This is a genomic window from Butyrivibrio sp. MB2005, assembly GCF_000424285.1.
GTDB lineage: Bacteria > Bacillota > Clostridia > Lachnospirales > Lachnospiraceae > Butyrivibrio.
The window spans coordinates 1-21,549 of sequence record NZ_AUJP01000037.1 but is presented as its reverse complement, the minus strand read 5'-3'; the positions used below and the strand labels follow the sequence as shown (position 1 = coordinate 21,549).

Here is a 21,549-nt window from a genome sequence, read left to right as displayed (position 1 = left end):
GGTGTCAAACAATCTGACTGAACCCTTTGTCTGACACCCTATGCAGCCTCATTTAAAGTGAAGATTGAGGACTCATTTAATGTGCCGGACAACACCAACGTTCATCCCGACAAACGAAAAATGTCAGTTCTTTATCTTTCTCTTATCCATGATGATGTCATGGCAACAGCCCCCATCAGATAAATCCGAATACCTGATGAACTCAACGTGTTTCTTGAGATTTCTCCATTTCGTGAATGGGTTCCACATCTATAGTTGTCCCGCATCCAACAGTTATTCCATAGCCATGCGAGCATTCCATTTAGTGTCAAAGCATCAGAAGTGCTTGCTTTTACAAATTGTAGGCTCATGGCTCTTTACCTTATCACCTTCCTGCTTTCAGTGTATATGTTGCTTCCCAATGATTAAGCACTTCTACTTTTGTAAATCCAGCAGCTATTAAAGCTTCTTTTTCATGCTCCACAGTCAGCGGAGTGTCATAATGATAAAACACTTCATCCGGCAAGTTCTGCTCTTTTCTTAGTCTAATCTGCTCCTGCCTGAAAAACGTTTCCTGTTCATCTGTCTCTGCAAAATAATCAGTCAGGATTAAATATCCATCGGGCTTAAGTGCCTGCCAAAGCTTCGCATATAAAGGAATCTTTTCCTCTTTTGAAAAGTGATGTAACGATTCCACAGAAACTGCAGCATCAAATATTCCATCTCCAAAGGGCACATCAAAGTATGACCCGCAGATTGTTGTAATATCCTTATCCGGAAACTTAGCTTTTAGTGAATCTAGCATGGCTTCTGTGAGATCAATTCCGGTAACTATTGCATTTGGATTTACCAAAAAGAATTCCTCTAATTCAAGTCCTGTTCCGCAACCCAGATCAAGCACTTTTGCGTTTTCACCGACCGGCAAAAGAGCTGCTGTAAACTTATAAAACAAAGACGCGCCTTCAATATTGCTCTTCATGTGCTCATCATACCCATTGATACGGGCAGTAAAGAAATCATCCATTCTTTCAAGCATGTTCTTATGCCTCTTTCATAATGCTCCATTACTCAGATTGCCTTTGAATAGAAATACTTGCTCAGTTTAGGATCCTTGTCATCTCTGACAAATTCCAAAGAGTATCCAAGCTTCTTATAAAATTCAGGTGCCTGGAATCCAAACGTCGTTAGGGTGATTTTCTCATATCCCTTTCCTGAATACTCCTCCTCAACTTTCTTAACTAGCTCTGATCCGAGCCTAAGCCTTCTATACTTCTCATCAATTATCAGATCACCGATATGAACCTCGTTGTAATATGCTCTTCCGGTTATTACTCCAATGATTTCTCCCTCATCATTCTCTGCAGCAAAGCAGTACTCCTCAAAATTCAGCTTCACATTGCTCTTTATCGCATAATCTGTGAATGCTTCATTTATAAACCGGCCTGCTCTATCATCAGTTTCAATTATTCTTTTTATCACCATTTATATGACCTCACAAAACTCTATTATTTCCTTTTTCCTTGGCCCCACGTTTTCCTTATACTCCACAGAACATAGCCCCAGACTCTTTACAACTTGAATCTCCAAATGACCATAAAAATGCTCGATACTTTTAATTATTCGCTCACATTCAGACATGCTTCTCATGCTTCCATCCATATGTATTTTGCAGATAATAGCTGATCAAGCTCTTCCTTTATAATCTGGTCCTGTGTATAACCACGTGTTGAACTTCTCTTTGCTATTGTCTCTTTTACTGTACTCATAAAATTTCTCCTCCATGCTTTATTCCACAATTACTCTTACTCGCCGTCTCTATGAATATTAGCATAGTATTCAACAATCATTTTCTGTACTGAAGGCGGATACATCAAAACGGTATAATGATTACCCTTCATGCTCTCCCTGTCCACAGAGACAATTCCCAGCTCCTTGCCTTCTGCTGTTGGATATTTCTGGCTAATACCACCAAGAAACTTCTCACCCACCAGACCTTTTTCTGCCAACACATCCCAGATTCTCGTCCCCACCATCTTCTTTACATCATCAGCGGAGCATATGCGGTTCAGTTCATCCTTGATCTCGGTTATGTAATAAAGATCCTTATATTCAAACTTCTCTATATCTTCCTTGGGGAGATAAAAATCAACTTTTTTCTTCTTTGTAATACCTCTCCTATGCACGAATTCATCATCGTCTTCACCGCCAGAAACAGGCATACTGATAACAGCATCAGGATTTACACTCATGAACTCAGCTATTTTTTTCAAGAATTCTTTACCGTATTTATCAAATTTATTAGTACCAACTCCGGAAACTCCCAGCATTTCCTGCTCGTTTGAAGGAAGTTTGGCACACATATCAATCAGAGTCTTATCACTGAAAACAATATAAGGCGGCATTCCTTCCCTTCTTGCAATTTCCATCCTGAGTACCCTAAGTGCCTCAAACAGTTCATATCCTGCTTTGGTAAGTGAATCCGTACTTCTCGCCTTGGCTTTTCCTGCCCTGGTACTGACTTCTTTTTCTTCATAAGTCCGTAGAAGGACTTTCGCATCCGGATCTTTTAATACCGCTATATCCCCAAGTTTCACCACACTGTATCTGCCATCAGTCTGAATGATATATCCGTCCATGATCATCTGGTTCATCAAAAGACGTATCTCTGTCTCACTGTGCTCCTTAAGAACGCCATAGGTCTTATAGTTATCAGTGCCAAGCTCACGAAGCCTTGCTCTGTTTGCACCCACAAGTGTACCCAGAACAATATTCATCCCATATCTGCCCTTGGTCTCGTATACACAGTTGATGACCTGTTTAGCAGCGTCAGTCATATCAATCTCTTTATACTCACGATGGCAGTTCCCGCAGTTATCACATGGCGTACTCACTTCTTCGCCAAAATACTCAAGAATATAATTTCTCAGACACCCGGTTGTCCTGCAGTAGCCTTCCATCACCTTAAGACGCTTAAGGTCTCTCTGTCTGATCAGCTCTTCGTCCTCAGGATCCACCTCGCTGAAATCCTTCTTATCCAGAAGAAACTTATTTATCATGATATCCTGGGCAGAAAACAGCAGAATGCACTGTGAATTCTCACCATCTCGTCCAGCTCTTCCTGCTTCCTGGTAATAGTTCTCCATGCTTTGAGGCATATTGTAATGGATCACGTACCTGACATTAGATTTGTCTATTCCCATACCAAAAGCATTAGTGGCAACGATAACAGGTTTACGGTCAAATATGAAATCATTCTGACTGTTCTTTCTATACTCGTTATCAAGGCCTGCATGATATCTGGCCACGGGAACACCATCCAAAGTCAGCATTTCAAAAACTGCATCAACATTCTTCCTGGTTGCACAGTATATTATTCCGCTCTCGTTACTATGGTCTTTGACATATTTTCTTATATAGTCATCCTTGTTTTTTATATGCTCAACAGAAAAATACAGATTCTCTCTGTCAAACCCTGTAACAAAAACACCGGGATTCTGGAGTTTTAATACGCATTCTATGTCACGTTTTACCTCTTCCGTAGCGGTTGCAGTAAATGCACTAACGATAGGTCTTTTTGGAAGCCTTTCAACAAATTTCACTATATTCAGGTAACTCGGTCTGAAATCTTGTCCCCATTGGGAAATGCAGTGTGCCTCATCAACTGTAACCATTGATATCTCAGCACTGTCTGCAAAATTCGTAAACTCCCAGTTGTCCAGACGCTCCGGCGCAACATAAATAATCTTGTATGTCCCTGACTTTGCCATCTCAAGGGCCTTTGTTATCTGTGAATCCGTAATGGATGAATTGATATAAGCAGCATGAATTCCCGCTGTATTCAGAGATTTTACTTGATCCTGCATCAGTGAAATAAGCGGTGAAATAACAATTGTGATGCCTGGCAGCATTATAGCCGGAATCTGATAGCAGATGGACTTACCTGCACCGGTCGGCATTATTGCCAGCACATCCCTTTTCTCATCTAATATTGTATTTATAATTTCGCCCTGGCCAGGTTTAAACGAATCATAACCAAAGTATCGCTTTAAATTTGCCAGTGCAGTATTTCCAAATTCTGTCATATCGCCTCTTTTAGATTAGTTTGCTTAATATTAGTCCAAATAGTTTCAAAGTTCATATTCGCTGGTCTCCTTTGATTATGTAGTGAATATTCAAACTATTGATAATGCAAACGTTTTTGATTTTCCCAAATAATCATCCTACTTCCAGTTTGCTTGTCTTCTTAATGTATTTAGCAGGTATCGGATTATCCAGATGCCATGTTATATTCATAGGCCTGCTGCCGTAATGGCTCACATATTTTGCAGTCCCCAGATACGTGTATGGTGCAGCACCTGCCAAATCCTTCTTAAACTCCCTTACAAATAACAGGATCTTACTTCCCTCATGAACATGGTTAATATATCTCTGCCCGGTCGGAGAAGTATCCGACGTTGTACTCTGACTCTGCCAATGGAAAAACTCCTCATTGATAGAATAATCATTGTACATTGTTGTAGGTGAATAATCCTTATCTGCTTTATTAAGCGTTACAAAGAACACATCCACCTGCTTATATTCAAGCCACTTCACACCTTCTCTTACAGTCTGCGGCTTCATAAAATCCATGGCTACAAGGATCTGATCCCTGGTATAAGTACAGTATAATTCTAGCGGACAATCAAATCCCAGATCTACTTCATCACCTACTACATCAATCCTTTCGAGGTTGTAGTTAAGAAGTTCAATCAACTCGCTAAACATATTTTTGCTATTGTAAAGCTCTGACAAATTCTGCTTTACTTCCAGAGAATTCCAATCATCCACAGTACTCTGCCACAGTGTTACGTAGAACATCTGCATCATCCGCTTCTCAGCTTCAGGCAACATACTAATGTTTATGTCATTTACTCTTGGTAAGACATCAAGTAAAAACCGGATCCATTTCGCAGAATCCACCGCGATAAGCTTTGCAAAGGCCTTTGTCATTTTCTCTTCAATCGGCTCATTAAAATCACTGATCACACCGGCATCAGCACAAAGTCTCACAAAGGAGTATTTGGCATAAATACTATAGGGACTCAGATGATAGTAGCTCAGGAAATTTTTCAAAGACAGTTCTAATCCGCTGTCCTCTGCAAATGTCTCAATTCTTGATACAAGCCCTGCCCTACTATCAAAGGATTGCTTTATATTATTTAGAATAACCTGAGAAGCCTTCTTTTCCAGCTGCACATAACAGCCCTTTGGAAGCGCAGTAAATCCATGCTTTATTTCATACTGGACGCTGTGATTTGTATTAGCAAGCAGCGCTGAAAACTTCTCTTCGAAGTTATATTTCTTATTAGCCTGCCCGATAAAATCAAGAACTGTCAGGCATTCCTTTCCATCCGACAACCGAAGCCCTCTACCAAGCTGCTGTAAGAACACCGTAAGTGATTCCGTAGGTCTTAAGAACAAAACAGTCTCAACCTCCGGAATATCTATTCCCTCATTGTACAGATCAACAACAAAGATAAACTTAATCTCACCAGATAGTAACATCTTCTTAGCATTGACCCTGTCATCATCTGAAGATCTCGATGTAAGCGCTATTGCCGGAATGCCCTTTTCGTTAAAGTAGTCACTCATGAACTTTGCGTGTTCTATGGAAACACAGAATCCCAGGCCATGAACACTGTCCATATCCGTCACATACTTATATAAAGAATTGATGATATGATTTGCTCGCTTCTCTGCAATAGTTCTGTTGAGCGAATACAGATTACTCAGCTCTGATTTATCATAGCCACCTCTGACCCATCTTACTTCTGAGAGATCCGTCTCATCGGATACTCCAAAATACTGGAAAGGGCTTAATAGTTTTCTCTCAATCGCCTCAGGAAGTCTTATTTCTGCAGCTATTCTGCCATCAAAGTAATCCAGGACGTTCTTTCCATCCATACGTTCCGGAGTAGCTGTAAGGCCTAATAACACCTCAGGCTTGAATGAACTAAGTAATCCCTGATATGTCGGCGCAGCCGCGTGATGGAACTCATCTACTACGATAAAATCATAATGATTCGCAGGAAGTATGTTATATAACTCCTGTGAAGCCACTGTCTGTATCGATACAAAAAGATGATCCAAGTTTTCCGGCTTCTCGCCGCCAACATACAACTCACCAAAATTTGGATCCTTTAAAACAGCCCTGAACACCTCTCTGCTCTGCCTAAGAATCTCTTCTCTATGCACTACAAAAAGGAGCTTATTCTGCTTATCCGGATGCATCTTACAAAATCTTCTGTAATCAAATGCCGCAATAAGAGTTTTACCTGTACCCGTAGCAGCAACAACAAGATTTCTATTTCGTCCTCTGATTTTTCTTTCGGCACTTAGCCTATCCAGTATCTCCTGCTGATAAGGATATGGATTGATGTCTACAATAAAACCATAGCCCTCTGTATTCTTTCCTCGCCTCTCAGCTCTTAGTGCAGTCCTTAACTTATCATAGCTATCATGGGTATACTTCTCAAAGGTTGTAGAATTCCAGTAGCTCTCAAAAGTTGCTTCTATCTTCTGTATCGTAGGAGCCATATCCTTTGTGGTAACTTTAATGTTCCACTCCAGACCGCTGGACATAGCTACATTTGACATGTTCGATGAACCCACATATGCAGTAGTAAAGCCTGTCTTTCTATAAAAAATATATGCCTTAGCATGAAGCCTGGTTCGCTTAGTATCATAGGATATGCGCACTTCGGTGCCAGGAAGCTTGCTAAGCTCTTCGATAGCTTTAACATCCGTAGCTCCCATATAAGAAGTTGTGATTATCCGAAGCTGGCCACCACGGTCCACAAAATCTTTTAATTCTTTGAACAAAAGCCTCAAACCGCTCCATTTTATAAAGGAAACCAACATATCGATTCTATCCGCAGTTTCCATTTCCTTCCGAAGCTCAGAATACATCTGCGGTTCATGAATAGCCCCGGTAAACAGGCTACTCTGAGCAACTGATGTTTCTGGGCGCACTATATCCTTGGCCTTACGCTGCCCAATTTTGTACATAGGATCATTTTCTGAAAGCAGCGCCAGCAGCTGCTCAGCACTATCAGCTACTGCCAATTCCTTCAGATCATCCAAATCATTTTCTTCTGAAATCAGGCCAACGACCTTATTAACCAGGTCAATCTTCGCCTCAAGATTTTCATCATCAGAGATACGATCCAGCGCTTTATGAAGAACTTCCGAAACATACTTTGAAAGTATCTCCGATGCTTCAGCTCCATCAATCTTCTCAACTCGCTTTAAATCATCTGAAGATCCTGTAAGCTCTGACTGTATCTGTTTATTTATGACCTGTTCATATAATCCTGGTTCCAACATATATATTCCTCACGTCAGTTTTCTGACATTTACATTAAACACTCATTTTCTTGGGCGTCCAAATTTCGTTATAACCATTTTTCTGTGCCCATGTATAAATCATTTTTATGCGCCTTGCTGAATCCTTGTTACTCTGATCCCTCTCAATCATGATCTCGTTCCGCTCAGATATCTTAGCAAGGAAATCAACCTGCGCAAGCTATATCTATTATATACCGCCTACATGCCATATATTATTAAATATGTATTACCAGTATAAAGGAGCAGTAACTTTGCATACTATACAAAGCCTTACCAGTAGTTTTCACTCTTTAAAAGGACACCACAAAAGCCGGTCAAAACTGGCTTTATAGTGTCCATATGCAGGATATTTATTAATCATTTTGATCTTTTTGGAGGCAATTTTGCCTCATTGTATTCTCTTGTCACAGTGTCGACGATGTACAGCTTCTGATTACCATATGGATCCCCATTAGAATAAGTTGAAAAAAGATCTAACGAAAGCACCCCATACGAATCAAGTGGTTCTTCTACAGGAGTATGACCTACAACCTGATATAAAACATCATCCCTGAACATCCGGTAAAAATCCTGCTGTGGCCTTGCCCAGATTGGGGAACTGTTTCTCCAAAGCTCCTGCTTACCCATGCGATTGATTCTTGCAAGTATTTCATCGATATCCTTCACGTGATATCCGCATGAGTGAAGTGTAAAGTTCTCCGTCAAACCGGCGTGACTAAAAAGTGTATCATCGATTTTATGCACAAACCTGTATCTTTCCTCCAAAATACGCTCAAGTTTTGTTATCCCTTCTATAACTGTTATTCTAGCCTGAATTGAATAGCCCGTTTCCAAAACATCCCAAAGGTATGAAACATCATGATTTCCATAACACCATAATGATCGGTCGTACTCCTTTGCGAACTCTGCCGCTCTGTCCAAAGTTTCCTTGTATAATTCGATCTCATTGCTTTTTCCCCAGTCATCTACTAAATCACCCAAGATAACGATATCATCATATCTAAGTTTATCCACCTTTTCTGCTTTATCAAATATCCAGGGCTTTAAGTGCACATCTGGAATTACCAATACTCTGCTCATACATCTATCTCGCCTATAATTATCTCCAATTTGAAAATCTCTTTATATTGTAGTAATAATCGCTTCACCTGTCATTTAACTATACGCTCTGCCGGTTCGCTCATCATCTGCAAGACTATATCTACACTCATACGAGAACTGCCCACAGTAATCTACAGTTCCATAGGAATTAGAATTTGCGTATTCTTTCCCCTTCAGCATCAACTTATTTGCAATAATATTCAGAATTGTGGACTTTCCCGAGCCGTTGTTACCATACAAAATTGTTATTGAAGAAAAGACAAATGGCTCCATGTCCTTATCCTTGAATACGTTGTAAGGATATATATTGGGATTCTTTAACTTCTTAGTACTCAACATAAAGCTTGAAAGATAAATCATAACTACTTATATCTCCCCAAAATCACATCTGACATCATACTTCTCACAGAACCTTTCATAGAGCCATTCGATCCCAAGACTTCTCCTCATTGCTTTTCTGGCACAGGTTAATTCTCAAGCTTTTCTCTTCCAGCTTCCATTTCCGATTCAGATGGCATTTCAGCTCTCCACCAGGATTCACCTTCGATTCGATAAAAAAGATCATCTCTATGACACAGCCTCTTTTTCTCATCAAATCTTGGATCATCCCGTCTAAGCACACCCGCCTCTCTAATTCATTAAACGCGTCGTTTAGTTAGCCATCTCTTTCCTCGCAGACTTTCTCAAGATAAATAGGGTTAATGTGATCATGAGTGTATTGATATCTTATTGTGATACTTGCATCAGAATAGTCTTCTATTGAACCTGGTTTAAGTGCCTTCTCAACATGTCTCCTCCACTCCTCTTGAGACACATCAACAATTCCAACCTTGCCATTATCGCCAGCAAGCCTAACCCTATCTCCTTTTTCATACGGGTTCTATTGATCTTGTCTACTAGCTCGTCTGCTTCAAGCCAGACATCCACCATATCCTTGCCAATTGCATCATCAAAATGCGGATCAGACAGTATATATACTGATCTACCATCTGACCAGTGGCGGTAATTCTCATATAATGTCTGTATCATCTTTATCCCTCAAAAATAACATTCTTACTGTTTTAGTTTGTCAACAAATCCCTTGTTTTTGTCATTGGCAATCAAATGCGTTTTTAATGATTCTATTGCCTTTTGGTTATTAATTAGTGTTTGCAACTGTCTATACGCTTTTTCCCTCAAAATCTTTAGTCTATCAATCTGATTTATCCCTTGTCTTATCAAATCTGCGTTAGTATCTTCAAGATTTATCAAAACTACAAGTTCTTCTGCAGATGCAAAATCACGAATATTCGGGCTCATTCCCTTTGTCCCTGTCTCATTTCTCCATTGAGCAGCAGTTTTACCAAACAAAGCCATATTTAAAACATCTGCTTCAGATGCATACGTATATGACATTTCCTGTGGTGTGAGTTCAGGTGTAATTAAAAACTCCTTAACAGCATCAGTGTGTATTTTGTAATTGATTTTAGAAAGCTCCCGTTTCACGTCCCAAGCAATAGACAGTTTTTCAGCTTCAACTTTTTTCAATCGCTGATAATCTTTGATAAGATACAATTTAAACTGTGGCGAAATCCATGAGGCAAATTCAAAAGCTATATCTACATGGGCATATGTTCCACCATATTTCCCTGCTTTGGATGTAATTCCAATTGCATTCATTTTTTCAATCCAACGCGTAGGTGTCATCACTAGCCTTCCGCTTTCATTTCTAACCGTATGGAATTCCATACGGTTAAAATTTGGATTATACAATCTGTCCTGTAACACACACTGCTTCTGCGCCTTTTCATACAGATCATTGGCATTTTCAGTAGGCTGTACTTTAGAAGTAGACGCTGTGAGGGTCATTTCAGAAAAGAAGTTCTTTACATCGCCTTCCATCAATTCTTTCCAAGCAGAGTCATCTTTATACTTTCCACCACTCTTATAATTCACCCACGAATGGCTATTACACATAATAAGCGCATTCCTAGCTCTAGTAGCTCCAACATATGATAATCTTGTCTGTTCTGCTTTAATTGCTTCTTTCTCTTCTTCGCTCTTATCGCCAAACTGCTTGGTTGTAATATACGCCCCTTTAGCATCACCTTCTTTTTCAAGACTAAAAATAAATCCTTCAGCCTTTGAGTTATGCTCTATTCTTATCTTAGCGTTCTTAGTTCTGCTGCTTCCGTAACTCAGAATAACAATAGGTGCTTCAAGTCCCTTTACCTTGTGAAGATTTGCAATATGTACCACGTTCTCTTCCTTCTGAAGACTCAGACATCTCTCCACCTCATTGGTACCACCTATCAGTTCTGCAATATAGGCTGCTCCATCCTTTAAGGAAGTGATAGTCCCTGACTTTTCTGCGCTTCTAAGCAACTCCAGCGTATAATAAATAACCTCCAGATTATGGCTTCTAACATGCTCAAATACCTTGAAGTCCTCCATAATCTTCTCAAACAATGCAGCAGGAGACAGAGAACGCGTTTTATAGCTCAACTTTTTCAGTGAATTCAATACCATTTTTATTCTCTTTACAGTCTCAGAATCCGTTGCTTCCTCAGTAAGCTCATCGAAATTCAAAGCTATTCTATTCCCTGAGTCCTTGAATATCATCATTTCATCCTGCGTAAATCCAAGGATTTTACCTGTAAGTGCTGCATACAAAGAAATCTGATCCTTAGCATCAGCAACAGCAGCATAGATATTATATATTTCCTGTAAGGCAGGACAGTCATTGAAAGCTACTTTTCCCTCTACTCTGTAAGGAATTCCCTGCTCATCAAAATACTTCATGAAGTCAGGAAGCTGAGTCTTTGCCTTAGAAATCAGCATAAAATCACTGTACTTGATTTCTCTGGGCACTTTAGAATATGTATCGCACTATAAATATAATTTTAATAGCTATTTTTTCTTGATTGCAGCTTTTCGCAATATATTTCGCAATATATCACTATAATTTGATTTATTGCGAAATAACTGCTATAATTTTCGCAAACACAACTATATTTAAAAAGGAGTCAGGTCACATGGCTAACTGTAAAGAAAAAGCCTCAGAATGGGGATTATCCGTGCGTGCAGTAAACGATCTGTGTAAAAAGGGCAAGGTCATAGGAGCAATAAAAATCGGCAGAAATTGGCAAATACCCGCCGATGCCGAAAAGCCATCAGACGGTAGAATTGTAAGTGGAATATACAAAAAAGACACTGTGCCAACGGCCAAAAAGCCCCTTCCAATTGGTATTTCTGATTACATTCGTGCACAGGACGAGTACTATTATGTCGATAAGACACTGTTAATACGTGACTTCCTTGATAGAAAAGAACTAGTATCTTTGTTTACGCGCCCCAGAAGATTTGGAAAAACAATGAACATGGATATGCTCAGGGTTTTCTTTGAAATATCTGACGAAGATACTTCTAAATACTTTACTGACAAAGAAATATGGAAATGTGGTCCACAGTATCGTGATCACCAGGGTAAATACCCTGTTATTTTCTTGACCTTCAAAGACGTAAAATTCGATTCATGGGATGCAACTTTTGCAAAAATCTCCGAACTTATCCAAGAAGAATTTGGTAGACACTCCGTGTTGAGAAGCAGCACAAAGCTTGCGCAGTACGAAAAAGAATACTTTGAAAAGATTTTGAACGGAAATGTCACAGAAGTAGAGCTCTCATCATCACTGCAAAAGCTCTCCAAAATGCTGAATTCTCATTATAATATTGCACCTATTATCATCATTGATGAATATGACACGCCTATTCAGGAAGGTTATTCCAAGGACTTTTTTGATGAAATTACTGGATTCATGAGAAACTTTTTCTCTGGAGCATTTAAAGACAATCGCAATCTTTCATATGGCTTTTTAACTGGTATATTAAGAATTGCTCAGGAAAGTATCTTTAGCGGTCTAAATAACCTGGCAGTTAATACTATTTTTGATAAAGAATATGACAGCTTTTTTGGCTTTACAGAATCTGAGATCAAGAAAATGCTCTCATATTACGGAGTATCCGATAAAGAAAAAGAACTAAAAGACTGGTACAATGGCTATCTGTTTGGTTCAAAAGAAATATACAACCCATGGTCTGTTATCAGCTATTTATCAAAGGGTTGCCTTCCACAGTCCTACTGGGTAAATACAGGAAAAAATGAAATACTCGAGGATGTTCTCAAAAGTACTACTGGGGATATCACAGAAAACCTTTTTTCTCTTTTGCAAGGCGAGCATGTCATAGCCAGAATAGATCAAAATGTGGTTTATAGATCAATCTCCGAGAATCCATCTTACATCTATAGTCTTCTACTTGTAGCCGGATATTTAAAAGCTCAAAGGAAAGAGCTATTGGGAGATGGTTCCTGGCTCTGCGAGGTTTCTATTCCTAACCGTGAGATCACATCAGTATACAAAAATGAAATACTATCTCATTTAATGCAAATTGGTGCTGTAGGGCAAACTACAGCAAACAAGATTTCAGAAAGCCTGTACACATTCGACCTCAAAAAACTCCAGGAAGGCATCACAGAATACATGAACAAAAGTATCAGTTTCTATGATTCTGGAGCGGAAGGCTTTTATCACGGGTTGATGCTTGGATTGATTGCCATAATGGATAATCAATATAAAATAAAATCAAATAGAGAATCTGGTGATGGAAGATACGATATCAGCCTATTTCCGCGAAACAAAAAATATCCCGGCATTATAATGGAATTCAAATCTGATAAAAAACTCAGCGAAGAAGCTCTAGACGCCTTATCATCCGAGGCTCTTAATCAGATAGATGATAAAAACTACGATTTCGAAATGCGTGAAGATGGGATAACTAATATTTTAAAACTTGGAATTGCATTTTCTGGCAAGAAAGTAAAGATTCAATCCAAATAACATGGATATAGTGGTATCAAAAAGCCTCTGTGCCAAAAGCACAGAGACCGGGTAATCAAAGTTTATGAGGGGCAATCTTTGTGAGGGTTATTCGTGAGGGACATTCGTGAGGGTCGTTCGTGAGGGGCTGGTTTGAGGGTTGTTCGTGAGGGGCTACACTCTTTAATAGTATAAAAAAACAGGATTAATCAGTACATAAAACTGGTTAATCCTGTTTTTATGTTGGACTATATTGTCCTTCCTTTATCCTTCTCATGTCATATTTTTGCGGAAAATATAAGTTTTGAAGGAGGATAAATGAATAGTATCACAGATTTATTAGACCTTGAAGATGGTGAAGTTTCCATTACTGACATACAAATTCAAGGTCGAACAAAGATTTTAACAGTCGAAACTCCACCTGTAGCACATTACTGTCCCAATTGTGGTTACAGAATGTATTCCAGGGGAGTAAAAGAGCGCAAGGTCAATCATCCCATTCTTCAGGATAATTACTCGCTTATCATTATTCTGAAACAGCGAAGATGGCGTTGCACCAACCCTGAATGCAACTATAACATCAGTGAAAATTTTAAGTTTGTCAATAAACGACGAAGAACTTCCAATGCTACAGACATGCTTATTGTCAGCGCATACAGGGATCTTATGGAGACATCTGTATCCATATCCAAAAGATTTCATGTCTCGGATACTTATGCTCACGAAGTCTTCAACCGATATGTCAAGTTAGACAGATTGCCGCTAACAGATTCCATTTCCATTGATGAAGTCTGTCTTGATATCGACGAACACTGCAGATATGCACTTGTTATACAGGACTTCCATACCGGTGATCCTATAGATCTTCTGCGCAGTCGTCGCAATAATGTCACCGAACCATACTTTGCATCCATTCCCATGGAAGAACGTGCAGCTGTGAAGTATCTCATATCAGACATGTATAAGCCTTACATAGCCTATGTTCTCAAATGCCTTCTGACCGTAGACAATAACAAGAGAAATAAGAAATCCTTCTGCCAGATAATAAATATATTGGAATATGAACAAGATCGGTTCCTTAGAATTCCATTCAATAAGAACTTTAAAACCATCCCAACACCTATTGTTAAAACTATTAGAAAAGGTAGCTATGGTCTTTTACCACAACTACCTTTGAATACGTACACACATCATTTCATAGAATGAAAAAATCAAACCAACGTCGGAAGCTTACATTTATCCATTTTAACTTCATTATTCTCAAGAACGTAGCAGGACGCATAATAGTCCCAATCATCCACATTTGATTTCAAACACAATCCTTCTCCTTCATAATCATGTGTTGAAATACCCAAAAAGCAGAACAAACCTTGCTCCGTTTCTCCGCAACTAAAAACCATATTGTCTTTATATGCGGCTGCAAAATCTTCTCCTATTGCTTTCAGACATGCCTTAAATCCAATTTTTTCTCTATCCATAGCTGCCTCCTAATTAAACAACTCCTCAAACGGGTCAGCATAAAACTTCATCATATTGCCATATACCATGAGATTATCACGCTTGATTTCTGTCCTAGCCTTGTAGTATAAAATCTTCCCTCTTCAGTTCCATCTCAATAATATTAAAAGGCTCTTTTTCCGTTACCTCTTTATCCTTAAATCCAATCTTCTTGTAGCATTCATGAGCAATGTCATTGTTCTCAAACACACCTATGGTAACAACCTCAGCATTCATAAGTTCAAAAGCGTACTTAAGGCCCAGGCGAAGCATTTCTGCCCCGTAGCCCTTTCCTCTGATGGTATTATCTACAATTACCCAACCGAATCTAAGGATCCTGTTATCGCCATGGATGTAGCGGATAATGAAATGCCCTACTACTCTGTTCTCATCATCTATCGCGATCCAGGGATAAAAGTTGTCTAACTCTTTGCAGTCGCCATTACTCTGTCTGTACTTGTCATCAATAATGCCTGCGGTAATCGGAAACTCTCCAAAATGATCTCCGCCCCACTTAACAAATACATCCTCGTCTTTTATCCATTCACTTATCTTTTCAGCATCACAGCTCTTATATGGTCTAAGTCTCAGCATAATCCCAGCTCCTCAAAACCTCGTTCCGCACTTAGGACAAAAATCAAAGTCTTCTGTTGTCTCGTATCCACACTGTCTGCATCTCTTATAACCGGTCGTGAATCCTCTTCCGCCGCTTAGCTGAGTCAGATGACTTGGCAGAATCTCAACTTCTTCGCCTCTTGCGATCATCTTACCAATCTCAGGATCAAGTTCGTAAACAGTTCCGCAGCAACTGGTCTGCACGTAGTAATGCCTATTCCACTTGAAAGTCGGTATAAAGAAAAGAGACAGCACCGTATATGTCATGAACACGTTGAAGCGCCCATATTTCCCACAGATTGCGCAGGTAATCAGCTGATTGAAATCAAAGTCCTTCCTGCCATCTGTTATTCCCATGATAAAAAACATCTACTTCCTCGCTCCGTTCTTAGTAATGTACCCTCACAACCTTTGCCCCAAATGGTAAAAGAGCTACTCTAGCAATCTTAAAGAACTGCTTACCGAAGGGTATACCAATAATGGTGATGCAGAAAATGCAGCCAATCACCGCGTTTGCAATCGCAAGTTCAATCCCAGAAAGACAGATCCAAATGATGTTAAGAAGCAGTGATACTGCCCCGCCTTCCTCCACAATCTCTTTTCCAAAAGGGTTCAGTGATATTGAAGAAAGCTTAAAACACTGGAGCCCTACAGGAATACCTACAACTGTACAGCACCAGAGTCATCATAAAATCACTTCCTGTTATTCTCATAACTCCATCTGGCTATGTCTGCAATAAGTTCAAGTGGCAGGTCTTTATCATTAGGGAGCTGTATTGCTCCCTTACTTGTTTTGTATTCAACCAGCTTATCCGCAAATGCCTCTATTGCCTCAGGTCCCGGATACAATCCTATATGTTTCTTGGCAGGAGCAAAATGTATTATATTTCTTCCCTTCCAAAACGTAGGCATTCCCCAGGATAACCGTTCTTCTGCATCAGGTATTGCATCGTGAATTGTATTATAAATCAATTCCAGTTTTGGCTGAATTGTCTTATCTTGCTCACTTATATATTCTTTTATTGACATGATCACACCTATTATTATCAGATAAATTCGACTCACACCATAAAGTTTGCTATCTCTTTCATCCTGCTAATCTGATCTACCCCGAACGGGCATCTGCTGTTGCAGTGGCCACATGATATACAGTCGGATGCATTCTTTTCCAGGGTCTTGTAATGCTCTACTGCAAGGGAATCTCCAACCTTAGCAAGATCATAATATTTATTTACAAGGCCAACATCTATTCCTGCGGGGCATGGTTTGCAATAATTGCAGTACACACACTTGCCTGCAGCCTGTGGCGGAGCAAAAGTGCCTATGATAGAATAGTCCAGCTCCTCCTCGGACTTCTCATAATACAAGATCAGCTCATCCACTTCTGCAGTGCTCTGAGCCCCCGGAAGGACTGTCAGCACGCCAGGTTTATCCAGGCAGTATCTGATGCACTGGTAAGGAGTCAGTGCCTGTCCAAATGGAGATTGCCTGGCATCAAGGAGCTGCCCTCCGGAAAAAGGCTTCATGACAGAGATTCCAACTCCCTCTTTTTCACAGCGCTTATATACTTCTGCTCTTTCATCCACACCACCATGAGCATAATCACCTTGTCCGTAGTCATACCCCGGATTGATAGAAAACATAAGCATATCAATATCCGCATCATCCATGATCTTCTGTATGACAGCCGGAGTATGAGATGATAAACCGGTGTGCTTTACAACACCTTCATCCTTCATCTGCAGGAGATAGTCATATACACCATTTCTCTGATAAGTCTCCCAATCTGAAAACTCATCCTGACAATGTATGAAGCCATAATTTATATAATCAGTCTTTAAATCACGAAGCTGTTTATCAAGAGACCTTTTGACAGTATCAAGGTCAAGTGACCATCCGTAGGTTCCCCTTGAGTAATCTGCCCCGAAGTGTATCTGATATAGAATATTGTCCCTAACATCTGATAGCGCTTCTCCATACATAGGGAAAGCACTCCCATCCCCGGCGGCCATGTCAAAATAGTTGATTCCGCTTTCATAGGCATGTCGAATTGTTTTCACCGCAGTGTCAAATCCTGCCTCAAATATATATGCCGAACCAAATCCTATTTCACTTATCTTGTCTTTGGTTTTCTTATTTTCTCTATACTTCATATAAGCGCTCCTGTGTTTTCACACTCACTAAGTCGGATTTACCATCTTTCCACAACCTGGACAATGTGGGACATCCTCTGTATTTTCAAATATGAAGTCCTCGCCATAATCCGTCCGACAGCTCACACAATAGCTTCTGAGTGCGCTTTGAACATCCCTATCGTAAACATTATGCTTATCCGTGCATACATCTGGGTATGTCAGATAATTACCTCCATGAGCAGCATCGTTTCGTCGTTGAGAAATGCTCTTCAATTTACAACCATATGCTTTAATTGTATTTACATCGATCGATGAGAACTTCTGCTGCAACCACTGCTCAAACTTATCCTCTTCTCCTCTGTACCAATTGCTTATATTTCCATATCTTCCAGAATATCAACCGCGGATTCTACCATTCTCGGACAAATATCCTTAAAAAGTCCATTCTCCCGGGCATATAACATCCCCGCTTCGGAGGATATGTCACAGCCAAGTATATCCTTGCAGATATATGAAGCATTCTTTTCTTTGAATCTTTCCATAAACTCAGCAGCCTTGGGATAAGCAGTTGCTTTATAGTCGGGTCCGTCTCCGTATTTCAACCCGATCACCATGATTGCCCCGGATACAGCACCACACACTTCACCTTTTCTCACGCCCCCGCTAAAACATGCTGCCACTTTCATAGCCTGAGCTACCGTCAGCCCATAATCATCCGCGTATGCTCCAAGAACTGCCTGCGAGCAATTGAATTTTTCATAAAATATCTTCATTGCTTTTTCTTTGTGTGTCATAGATCTTGACTCCTCTTACTATAGTTTTTTCTGCATCCATAACAGATCATACCATCTGTCAAATTTCTTACCTATAGTCTTCATGTGAGCTACTTTTGTATATCCCGATCGTATATGAAACTTATAGCTGTCATGTGTGAGATATTCATCCTCTTCATCACTATAGGCGGCTCCTGCAAGCAGGTTGACTATGTCCTGTTCTTTAAGCCTTTTTTCCAGCTCTTTGTACAACAACGAACCGATACCCTGTCTGCGATAATCCTTATCAACATAGACAGATGTTGTTGCTGTCCAGTTATAAGCTTCTCTAGAACTATATGGTCCCGCATACGCATAGCCGACGATCCTGTCTTTTAATAAACACACCATATATGGATATTTTTCTTTTGTTGTCTTGATCCTGTTTTCAAAATCTGCAACTGACGGAACTTCATATTCAAAAGAAACAGCGGTATTCATAACATAATATGAATATATCTCCACCAGTTTATTAGCATCTTCGGGATCAGCGCCCCTTATAAACAGTTCTCTTTCCATATTACCTCCAAAGACAATTAGTAATCACCCATATGGATATTCCTTGCTAAGATCTATCCTCATTGATACAATACCATTTTCCTCTGATAATTCTTCGTATCCCAAACGTTTATATAGGCTATATCCAATTCTCATAACTTCCGGTTTCGTTGTGAAAATCAATTCCTTAAACCCAAGTTCAAAAGCCTTATCCGTCATTGCTTTGAGCATTATCCTTGCATATCCTTTTCCTCTGTATTCCGGTCTGATAAACAGACGCTTTCCTTCACAGGTTTCGTCGCTTATTTTCTTTATGGCAACACAGGCAATGGGTTTATCTTCTTCATATCCTACTATTATCGCTCCACCTGAATAATACCCAGGCAGATCATTCAATTCCTTATCAAAGGAAACAAAACAGCTTTCTGCCCCTTTGATATGCGAATACTCAACAAAAAGCTCTTTCACAATATCAGGATTAGTACACTCTTTCGTTTCAAAAAGCATAATATTCTCCTCCATATCCCTGACATCTCCTATAAGAATTTTTCAACTTCCTTAGCCTTAAGAACCTTTCCGGCTGAAACAACTTTTCCGTCGATCATAAGAGCCGGCATACTCATCACTCCGAAACCCATGATCTTTTCCATATCCGTGATATACTCTATCTCCGCATCGATCCCTTTTTTCGCTACTGCTTCTTTTGCAGATGCAAGGAGAGCCTCACAGCTTTTGCATCCTCCGCCTAATACCTTGATATTCATGACCATATCCTCCTTCAGATGAATAAATATTGAAATAAGTTGAAACCATACCCGACAATGATGATACCCACTGTACAGATGGCTATAAATGTTCCTAACAGTTTTGGCTTGATAGCTTTCTTCAGCATAATGAGCGACGGAAGACTGAGTGTAGTCACTGCCATCATAAAGCTTAAGATCGTACCAAGCAAAGCTCCTTTGTACAAGAGTGCCTCGGCTATAGGGATCACACCAAAGATATCAGCATACATCGGAATACCCAGGATTGTTGCAAGTATCACTCCAAAGGGATTTCTTCCCCCAAGCACTGCCCTGATCCAGCTTTCCGGAATCCAGTTATGTATCACAGCCCCAATCCCGACTCCTATCAGAATGTATGGAAACACTTTCTTAAATGTATATACTACTTGGTCCTTTGCGTATATTAAACGCTCTTTAACAGGGAGGCTCGGAGTTTCTATTTCAACGCTGCTGTTTGCATTCCTGATAAAATCCGCGACCTGATCTTCCATATGAAGTCTCTCGATCAATGTACCACCTGCAACAGCGATCATAAGTCCCATCACAACATAAACGATAGCTATCCTTGCCCCAAAGATGCTCATAAGCAGTACGAGGCTCCCCAGATCCACCATCGGTGATGAGATCAAAAAAGAGAATGTTACTCCAAGCGGTAATCCGGCACTCGTAAATCCCATAAATATCGGGATGGATGAGCACGAGCAGAATGGTGTCACGGTTCCAAGCAAGGCTCCTACGATATTTGCTCCGATTCCGTGAAATCTGCCAATTATCTTCCTGCTACGCTCCGGTGGAAAGAAACTCTGGATATATGAGATCACAAAGATCAGCAAACAAAGAAGGATCGTGATCTTTATAACATCATAGATAAAAAAGTGTATGCCGGAGCCTATCCTGCTATCTATATCCAATCCTAATGCAGACAGGAGTTCCCCGACCAAATTGTTCAGCCACTTCATTCCCAGGATCTGTGTCTGAATAAAGTCCCACATCATGCTTTCCCCTTACAGCATTTGCCGGTAGTTTCATTACAGAGAGTTTTAATAAATCCACAGAATTCTTTCATGATGTCCGTGTTTATTGAATAGTAGTGCCACTTGCCTTCTTTTCTGTCGTTAACCAGTCCCGAATCTACCAGTATCTTCATGTGATGAGAAAGAGTCGGCTGTGTAATATCGAACTTTTCAAGAAGCTTGCATCCGCACTTCTCCTGATCAGAAAGCATCTTAACTATTTCCATTCTGTTGGGATCTCCAAGAGCCTTACATATCAGCACTTCGTCTAATTTGGCCATAATCTTCTCCTTATATAGATGTTTATCTATGTGTTGATAATAGCATATACATAGATACTCGTCAATGTATTATTTCAAAAAGGAGACAGAGCTTTTAAAACTCTGTCTCCTCCGTGGCAATTTATCTTCCGGTATAATGCTCATTCCAACAAACTGGAATTGTTAGCACTCTGTCTTATTGCACCGGAGGCATAAAGCATAAAATGCAATCGCCAGAAACTGTGATACCACAGACACAGTGACAAGATACACAGGATTCAAATCATACAGGGCACCGAGAAGCCAACTGCCCAGAAACCACGCAATACCAAATCCTGTCTCAAATATTCCGAAACCGGTGCTTCGCATGGAACGCGGGACGATTCCGCTGACAGCTGCTTTCATAATACTTTCCTGCGCCCCCATTCCAATCCCCCACAGAATTATCCCAGCTCCGATCAACCAGGCATTTCCAGTCATAAAAACAAAATATGAGAAGAATGTGCTGCATAGTGTGGAAATGATCAGAGCCTTCAGCCCGACCTTATCATAAAGCCAGCCAAAGAATAGTGCAGCAAAGGCATCCACAGCCATTGCCCCAGCATATAGCAG

Annotated in this window: 24 protein-coding genes and 3 pseudogenes; 3 read left to right on the top strand and 24 right to left on the bottom strand. The window is 40.1% G+C overall.

Going from position 1 to position 21,549, the window contains the following annotated elements; translation table 11 throughout:
- The first annotated feature begins 57 nt into the window (after positions 1-57).
- Entirely contained in the window at positions 58-183 is a 126-nt protein-coding gene (locus tag G610_RS23725; protein WP_256379781.1) for a hypothetical protein, read from the top strand.
- Between the two features lie 181 nt (positions 184-364).
- Here the strand turns inward: G610_RS23725 and G610_RS0114730 are convergent, their stop codons facing one another.
- From G610_RS0114730 to G610_RS23950, 11 genes and pseudogenes are all read right to left on the bottom strand, one after another.
- Positions 365-1,015 carry a class I SAM-dependent methyltransferase gene (locus G610_RS0114730; protein ID WP_026525388.1) on the bottom strand — a complete coding sequence of 217 codons (651 nt, stop codon included), beginning with the start codon at positions 1,013-1,015 and terminating at the stop codon, positions 365-367.
- Positions 1,016-1,047: 32 nt separating this feature from the next.
- Positions 1,048-1,461, bottom strand: coding sequence for a GNAT family N-acetyltransferase (locus G610_RS21135; RefSeq protein WP_051198033.1), 414 nt, complete (start codon positions 1,459-1,461; stop codon positions 1,048-1,050).
- Between the two features lie 161 nt (positions 1,462-1,622).
- Entirely contained in the window at positions 1,623-1,745 is a 123-nt protein-coding gene (locus G610_RS23720; protein ID WP_255345806.1) for a hypothetical protein, read from the bottom strand.
- 36 nt (positions 1,746-1,781) lie between these two features.
- The gene (gene recQ, locus G610_RS0114710) at positions 1,782-4,061 is read right to left on the bottom strand and encodes a DNA helicase RecQ (protein WP_026525387.1); all 2,280 of its coding nucleotides are present in this window, start codon (positions 4,059-4,061) and stop codon (positions 1,782-1,784) included.
- A 133-nt stretch (positions 4,062-4,194) separates the two neighbouring features.
- On the bottom strand, positions 4,195-7,344 hold the full coding sequence (locus G610_RS0114705) for a DUF3427 domain-containing protein (protein WP_026525386.1): 3,150 nt from the start codon (positions 7,342-7,344) through the stop codon (positions 4,195-4,197).
- A gap of 378 nt (positions 7,345-7,722) precedes the next feature.
- Positions 7,723-8,445, bottom strand: a complete 723-nt coding sequence (locus tag G610_RS0114695) for a metallophosphoesterase (protein WP_026525385.1) — start codon at positions 8,443-8,445, stop codon at positions 7,723-7,725.
- 75 nt (positions 8,446-8,520) lie between these two features.
- Positions 8,521-8,826, bottom strand: coding sequence for an AAA family ATPase (locus G610_RS0114690; RefSeq protein WP_026525384.1), 306 nt, complete (start codon positions 8,824-8,826; stop codon positions 8,521-8,523).
- 107 nt (positions 8,827-8,933) lie between these two features.
- Positions 8,934-9,086 carry a hypothetical protein gene (locus G610_RS23165; RefSeq protein WP_155831044.1) on the bottom strand — a complete coding sequence of 51 codons (153 nt, stop codon included), beginning with the start codon at positions 9,084-9,086 and terminating at the stop codon, positions 8,934-8,936.
- 136 nt (positions 9,087-9,222) lie between these two features.
- A complete protein-coding gene (locus tag G610_RS0114680; protein WP_026525383.1) occupies positions 9,223-9,495 on the bottom strand; it encodes a hypothetical protein in 273 nt (90 codons plus the stop codon).
- A 24-nt stretch (positions 9,496-9,519) separates the two neighbouring features.
- A pseudogene (locus tag G610_RS23955) lies at positions 9,520-10,230 on the bottom strand (KilA-N domain-containing protein); the annotation flags it as partial.
- 195 nt (positions 10,231-10,425) lie between these two features.
- A pseudogene (locus G610_RS23950) lies at positions 10,426-11,316 on the bottom strand (3'-5' exonuclease); the annotation flags it as partial.
- Positions 11,317-11,480: 164 nt separating this feature from the next.
- Here G610_RS23950 and G610_RS0114670 point away from each other — a divergent pair.
- Together G610_RS0114670 and G610_RS21130 are read left to right on the top strand one after the other, a co-directional pair.
- Positions 11,481-13,343: an AAA family ATPase gene (locus G610_RS0114670; RefSeq protein WP_026525381.1), complete on the top strand. Its 1,863-nt coding sequence runs from the start codon at positions 11,481-11,483 to the stop codon at positions 13,341-13,343.
- Between the two features lie 435 nt (positions 13,344-13,778).
- On the top strand, positions 13,779-14,528 hold the full coding sequence (locus tag G610_RS21130; RefSeq protein WP_196809852.1) for a transposase: 750 nt from the start codon (positions 13,779-13,781) through the stop codon (positions 14,526-14,528).
- A gap of 5 nt (positions 14,529-14,533) precedes the next feature.
- Here the strand turns inward: G610_RS21130 and G610_RS0114660 are convergent, their stop codons facing one another.
- From G610_RS0114660 to G610_RS0114600, 13 genes and pseudogenes are all read right to left on the bottom strand, one after another.
- Complete coding sequence (locus G610_RS0114660) at positions 14,534-14,800, bottom strand: hypothetical protein (protein WP_026497025.1); 267 nt, start codon at positions 14,798-14,800, stop codon at positions 14,534-14,536.
- Between the two features lie 94 nt (positions 14,801-14,894).
- Entirely contained in the window at positions 14,895-15,413 is a 519-nt protein-coding gene (locus tag G610_RS0114655) for a GNAT family N-acetyltransferase (RefSeq protein WP_026525380.1), read from the bottom strand.
- 12 nt (positions 15,414-15,425) lie between these two features.
- On the bottom strand, positions 15,426-15,803 hold the full coding sequence (locus tag G610_RS0114650; RefSeq protein ID WP_026525379.1) for a zinc ribbon domain-containing protein: 378 nt from the start codon (positions 15,801-15,803) through the stop codon (positions 15,426-15,428).
- Positions 15,804-15,822: 19 nt separating this feature from the next.
- Positions 15,823-16,116: pseudogene (locus tag G610_RS23945) on the bottom strand (YccF domain-containing protein); the annotation flags it as partial.
- 11 nt (positions 16,117-16,127) lie between these two features.
- Entirely contained in the window at positions 16,128-16,463 is a 336-nt protein-coding gene (locus G610_RS21120; protein ID WP_022759439.1) for an iron chaperone, read from the bottom strand.
- 32 nt (positions 16,464-16,495) lie between these two features.
- A complete protein-coding gene (locus G610_RS0114635) occupies positions 16,496-17,587 on the bottom strand; it encodes an aldo/keto reductase (protein WP_026525378.1) in 1,092 nt (363 codons plus the stop codon).
- A 353-nt stretch (positions 17,588-17,940) separates the two neighbouring features.
- On the bottom strand, positions 17,941-18,363 hold the full coding sequence (locus G610_RS0114630; protein ID WP_026525377.1) for a C-GCAxxG-C-C family protein: 423 nt from the start codon (positions 18,361-18,363) through the stop codon (positions 17,941-17,943).
- An 18-nt stretch (positions 18,364-18,381) separates the two neighbouring features.
- A complete protein-coding gene (locus tag G610_RS21115; RefSeq protein ID WP_035797680.1) occupies positions 18,382-18,900 on the bottom strand; it encodes a GNAT family N-acetyltransferase in 519 nt (172 codons plus the stop codon).
- A gap of 24 nt (positions 18,901-18,924) precedes the next feature.
- Entirely contained in the window at positions 18,925-19,386 is a 462-nt protein-coding gene (locus G610_RS0114620; protein WP_196809851.1) for a GNAT family N-acetyltransferase, read from the bottom strand.
- Between the two features lie 29 nt (positions 19,387-19,415).
- Entirely contained in the window at positions 19,416-19,643 is a 228-nt protein-coding gene (locus tag G610_RS0114615) for a thioredoxin family protein (RefSeq protein ID WP_026499327.1), read from the bottom strand.
- A 14-nt stretch (positions 19,644-19,657) separates the two neighbouring features.
- Positions 19,658-20,659, bottom strand: a complete 1,002-nt coding sequence (locus tag G610_RS0114610) for a permease (protein WP_035797678.1) — start codon at positions 20,657-20,659, stop codon at positions 19,658-19,660.
- Positions 20,656-20,958 carry an ArsR/SmtB family transcription factor gene (locus G610_RS0114605; protein ID WP_026499325.1) on the bottom strand — a complete coding sequence of 101 codons (303 nt, stop codon included), beginning with the start codon at positions 20,956-20,958 and terminating at the stop codon, positions 20,656-20,658. Before G610_RS0114605 ends, G610_RS0114610 begins: the two co-directional genes overlap by 4 nt.
- A 162-nt stretch (positions 20,959-21,120) precedes the next feature.
- On the bottom strand, positions 21,121-21,549 hold a 429-nt coding region (locus G610_RS0114600), incomplete at its 5' end, for an MFS transporter (RefSeq protein WP_026525374.1).

Bases quoted from the DNA above. Each gene is read 5' to 3' on its own strand.
- G610_RS23720 (WP_255345806.1), bottom strand. From the start codon at position 1,745: ATGAGTACAGTAAAAGAGACAATAGCAAAGAGAAGTTCAACACGTGGT.
- G610_RS21120 (WP_022759439.1), bottom strand. From the start codon at position 16,463: ATGTCAATAAAAGAATATATAAGTGAGCAAGATAAGACAATTCAGCCA.
- G610_RS0114610 (WP_035797678.1), bottom strand. From the start codon at position 20,659: ATGATGTGGGACTTTATTCAGACACAGATCCTGGGAATGAAGTGGCTG.
- G610_RS0114620 (WP_196809851.1), bottom strand. From the start codon at position 19,386: ATGCTTTTTGAAACGAAAGAGTGTACTAATCCTGATATTGTGAAAGAG.
- G610_RS0114680 (WP_026525383.1), bottom strand. From the start codon at position 9,495: ATGATACAGACATTATATGAGAATTACCGCCACTGGTCAGATGGTAGA.
- recQ (WP_026525387.1), bottom strand. From the start codon at position 4,061: ATGACAGAATTTGGAAATACTGCACTGGCAAATTTAAAGCGATACTTT.
- G610_RS0114605 (WP_026499325.1), bottom strand. From the start codon at position 20,958: ATGGCCAAATTAGACGAAGTGCTGATATGTAAGGCTCTTGGAGATCCC.
- G610_RS0114670 (WP_026525381.1), top strand. From the start codon at position 11,481: ATGGCTAACTGTAAAGAAAAAGCCTCAGAATGGGGATTATCCGTGCGT.
- G610_RS21115 (WP_035797680.1), bottom strand. From the start codon at position 18,900: ATGGAAAGAGAACTGTTTATAAGGGGCGCTGATCCCGAAGATGCTAAT.
- G610_RS0114705 (WP_026525386.1), bottom strand. From the start codon at position 7,344: ATGTTGGAACCAGGATTATATGAACAGGTCATAAATAAACAGATACAG.
- G610_RS0114660 (WP_026497025.1), bottom strand. From the start codon at position 14,800: ATGGATAGAGAAAAAATTGGATTTAAGGCATGTCTGAAAGCAATAGGA.
- G610_RS0114695 (WP_026525385.1), bottom strand. From the start codon at position 8,445: ATGAGCAGAGTATTGGTAATTCCAGATGTGCACTTAAAGCCCTGGATA.
- G610_RS21135 (WP_051198033.1), bottom strand. From the start codon at position 1,461: ATGGTGATAAAAAGAATAATTGAAACTGATGATAGAGCAGGCCGGTTT.
- G610_RS0114635 (WP_026525378.1), bottom strand. From the start codon at position 17,587: ATGAAGTATAGAGAAAATAAGAAAACCAAAGACAAGATAAGTGAAATA.
- G610_RS0114730 (WP_026525388.1), bottom strand. From the start codon at position 1,015: ATGCTTGAAAGAATGGATGATTTCTTTACTGCCCGTATCAATGGGTAT.
- G610_RS0114655 (WP_026525380.1), bottom strand. From the start codon at position 15,413: ATGCTGAGACTTAGACCATATAAGAGCTGTGATGCTGAAAAGATAAGT.
- G610_RS21130 (WP_196809852.1), top strand. From the start codon at position 13,779: ATGTATTCCAGGGGAGTAAAAGAGCGCAAGGTCAATCATCCCATTCTT.
- G610_RS0114630 (WP_026525377.1), bottom strand. From the start codon at position 18,363: ATGACACACAAAGAAAAAGCAATGAAGATATTTTATGAAAAATTCAAT.
- G610_RS0114615 (WP_026499327.1), bottom strand. From the start codon at position 19,643: ATGAATATCAAGGTATTAGGCGGAGGATGCAAAAGCTGTGAGGCTCTC.
- G610_RS0114690 (WP_026525384.1), bottom strand. From the start codon at position 8,826: ATGATTTATCTTTCAAGCTTTATGTTGAGTACTAAGAAGTTAAAGAAT.
- G610_RS0114650 (WP_026525379.1), bottom strand. From the start codon at position 15,803: ATGTTTTTTATCATGGGAATAACAGATGGCAGGAAGGACTTTGATTTC.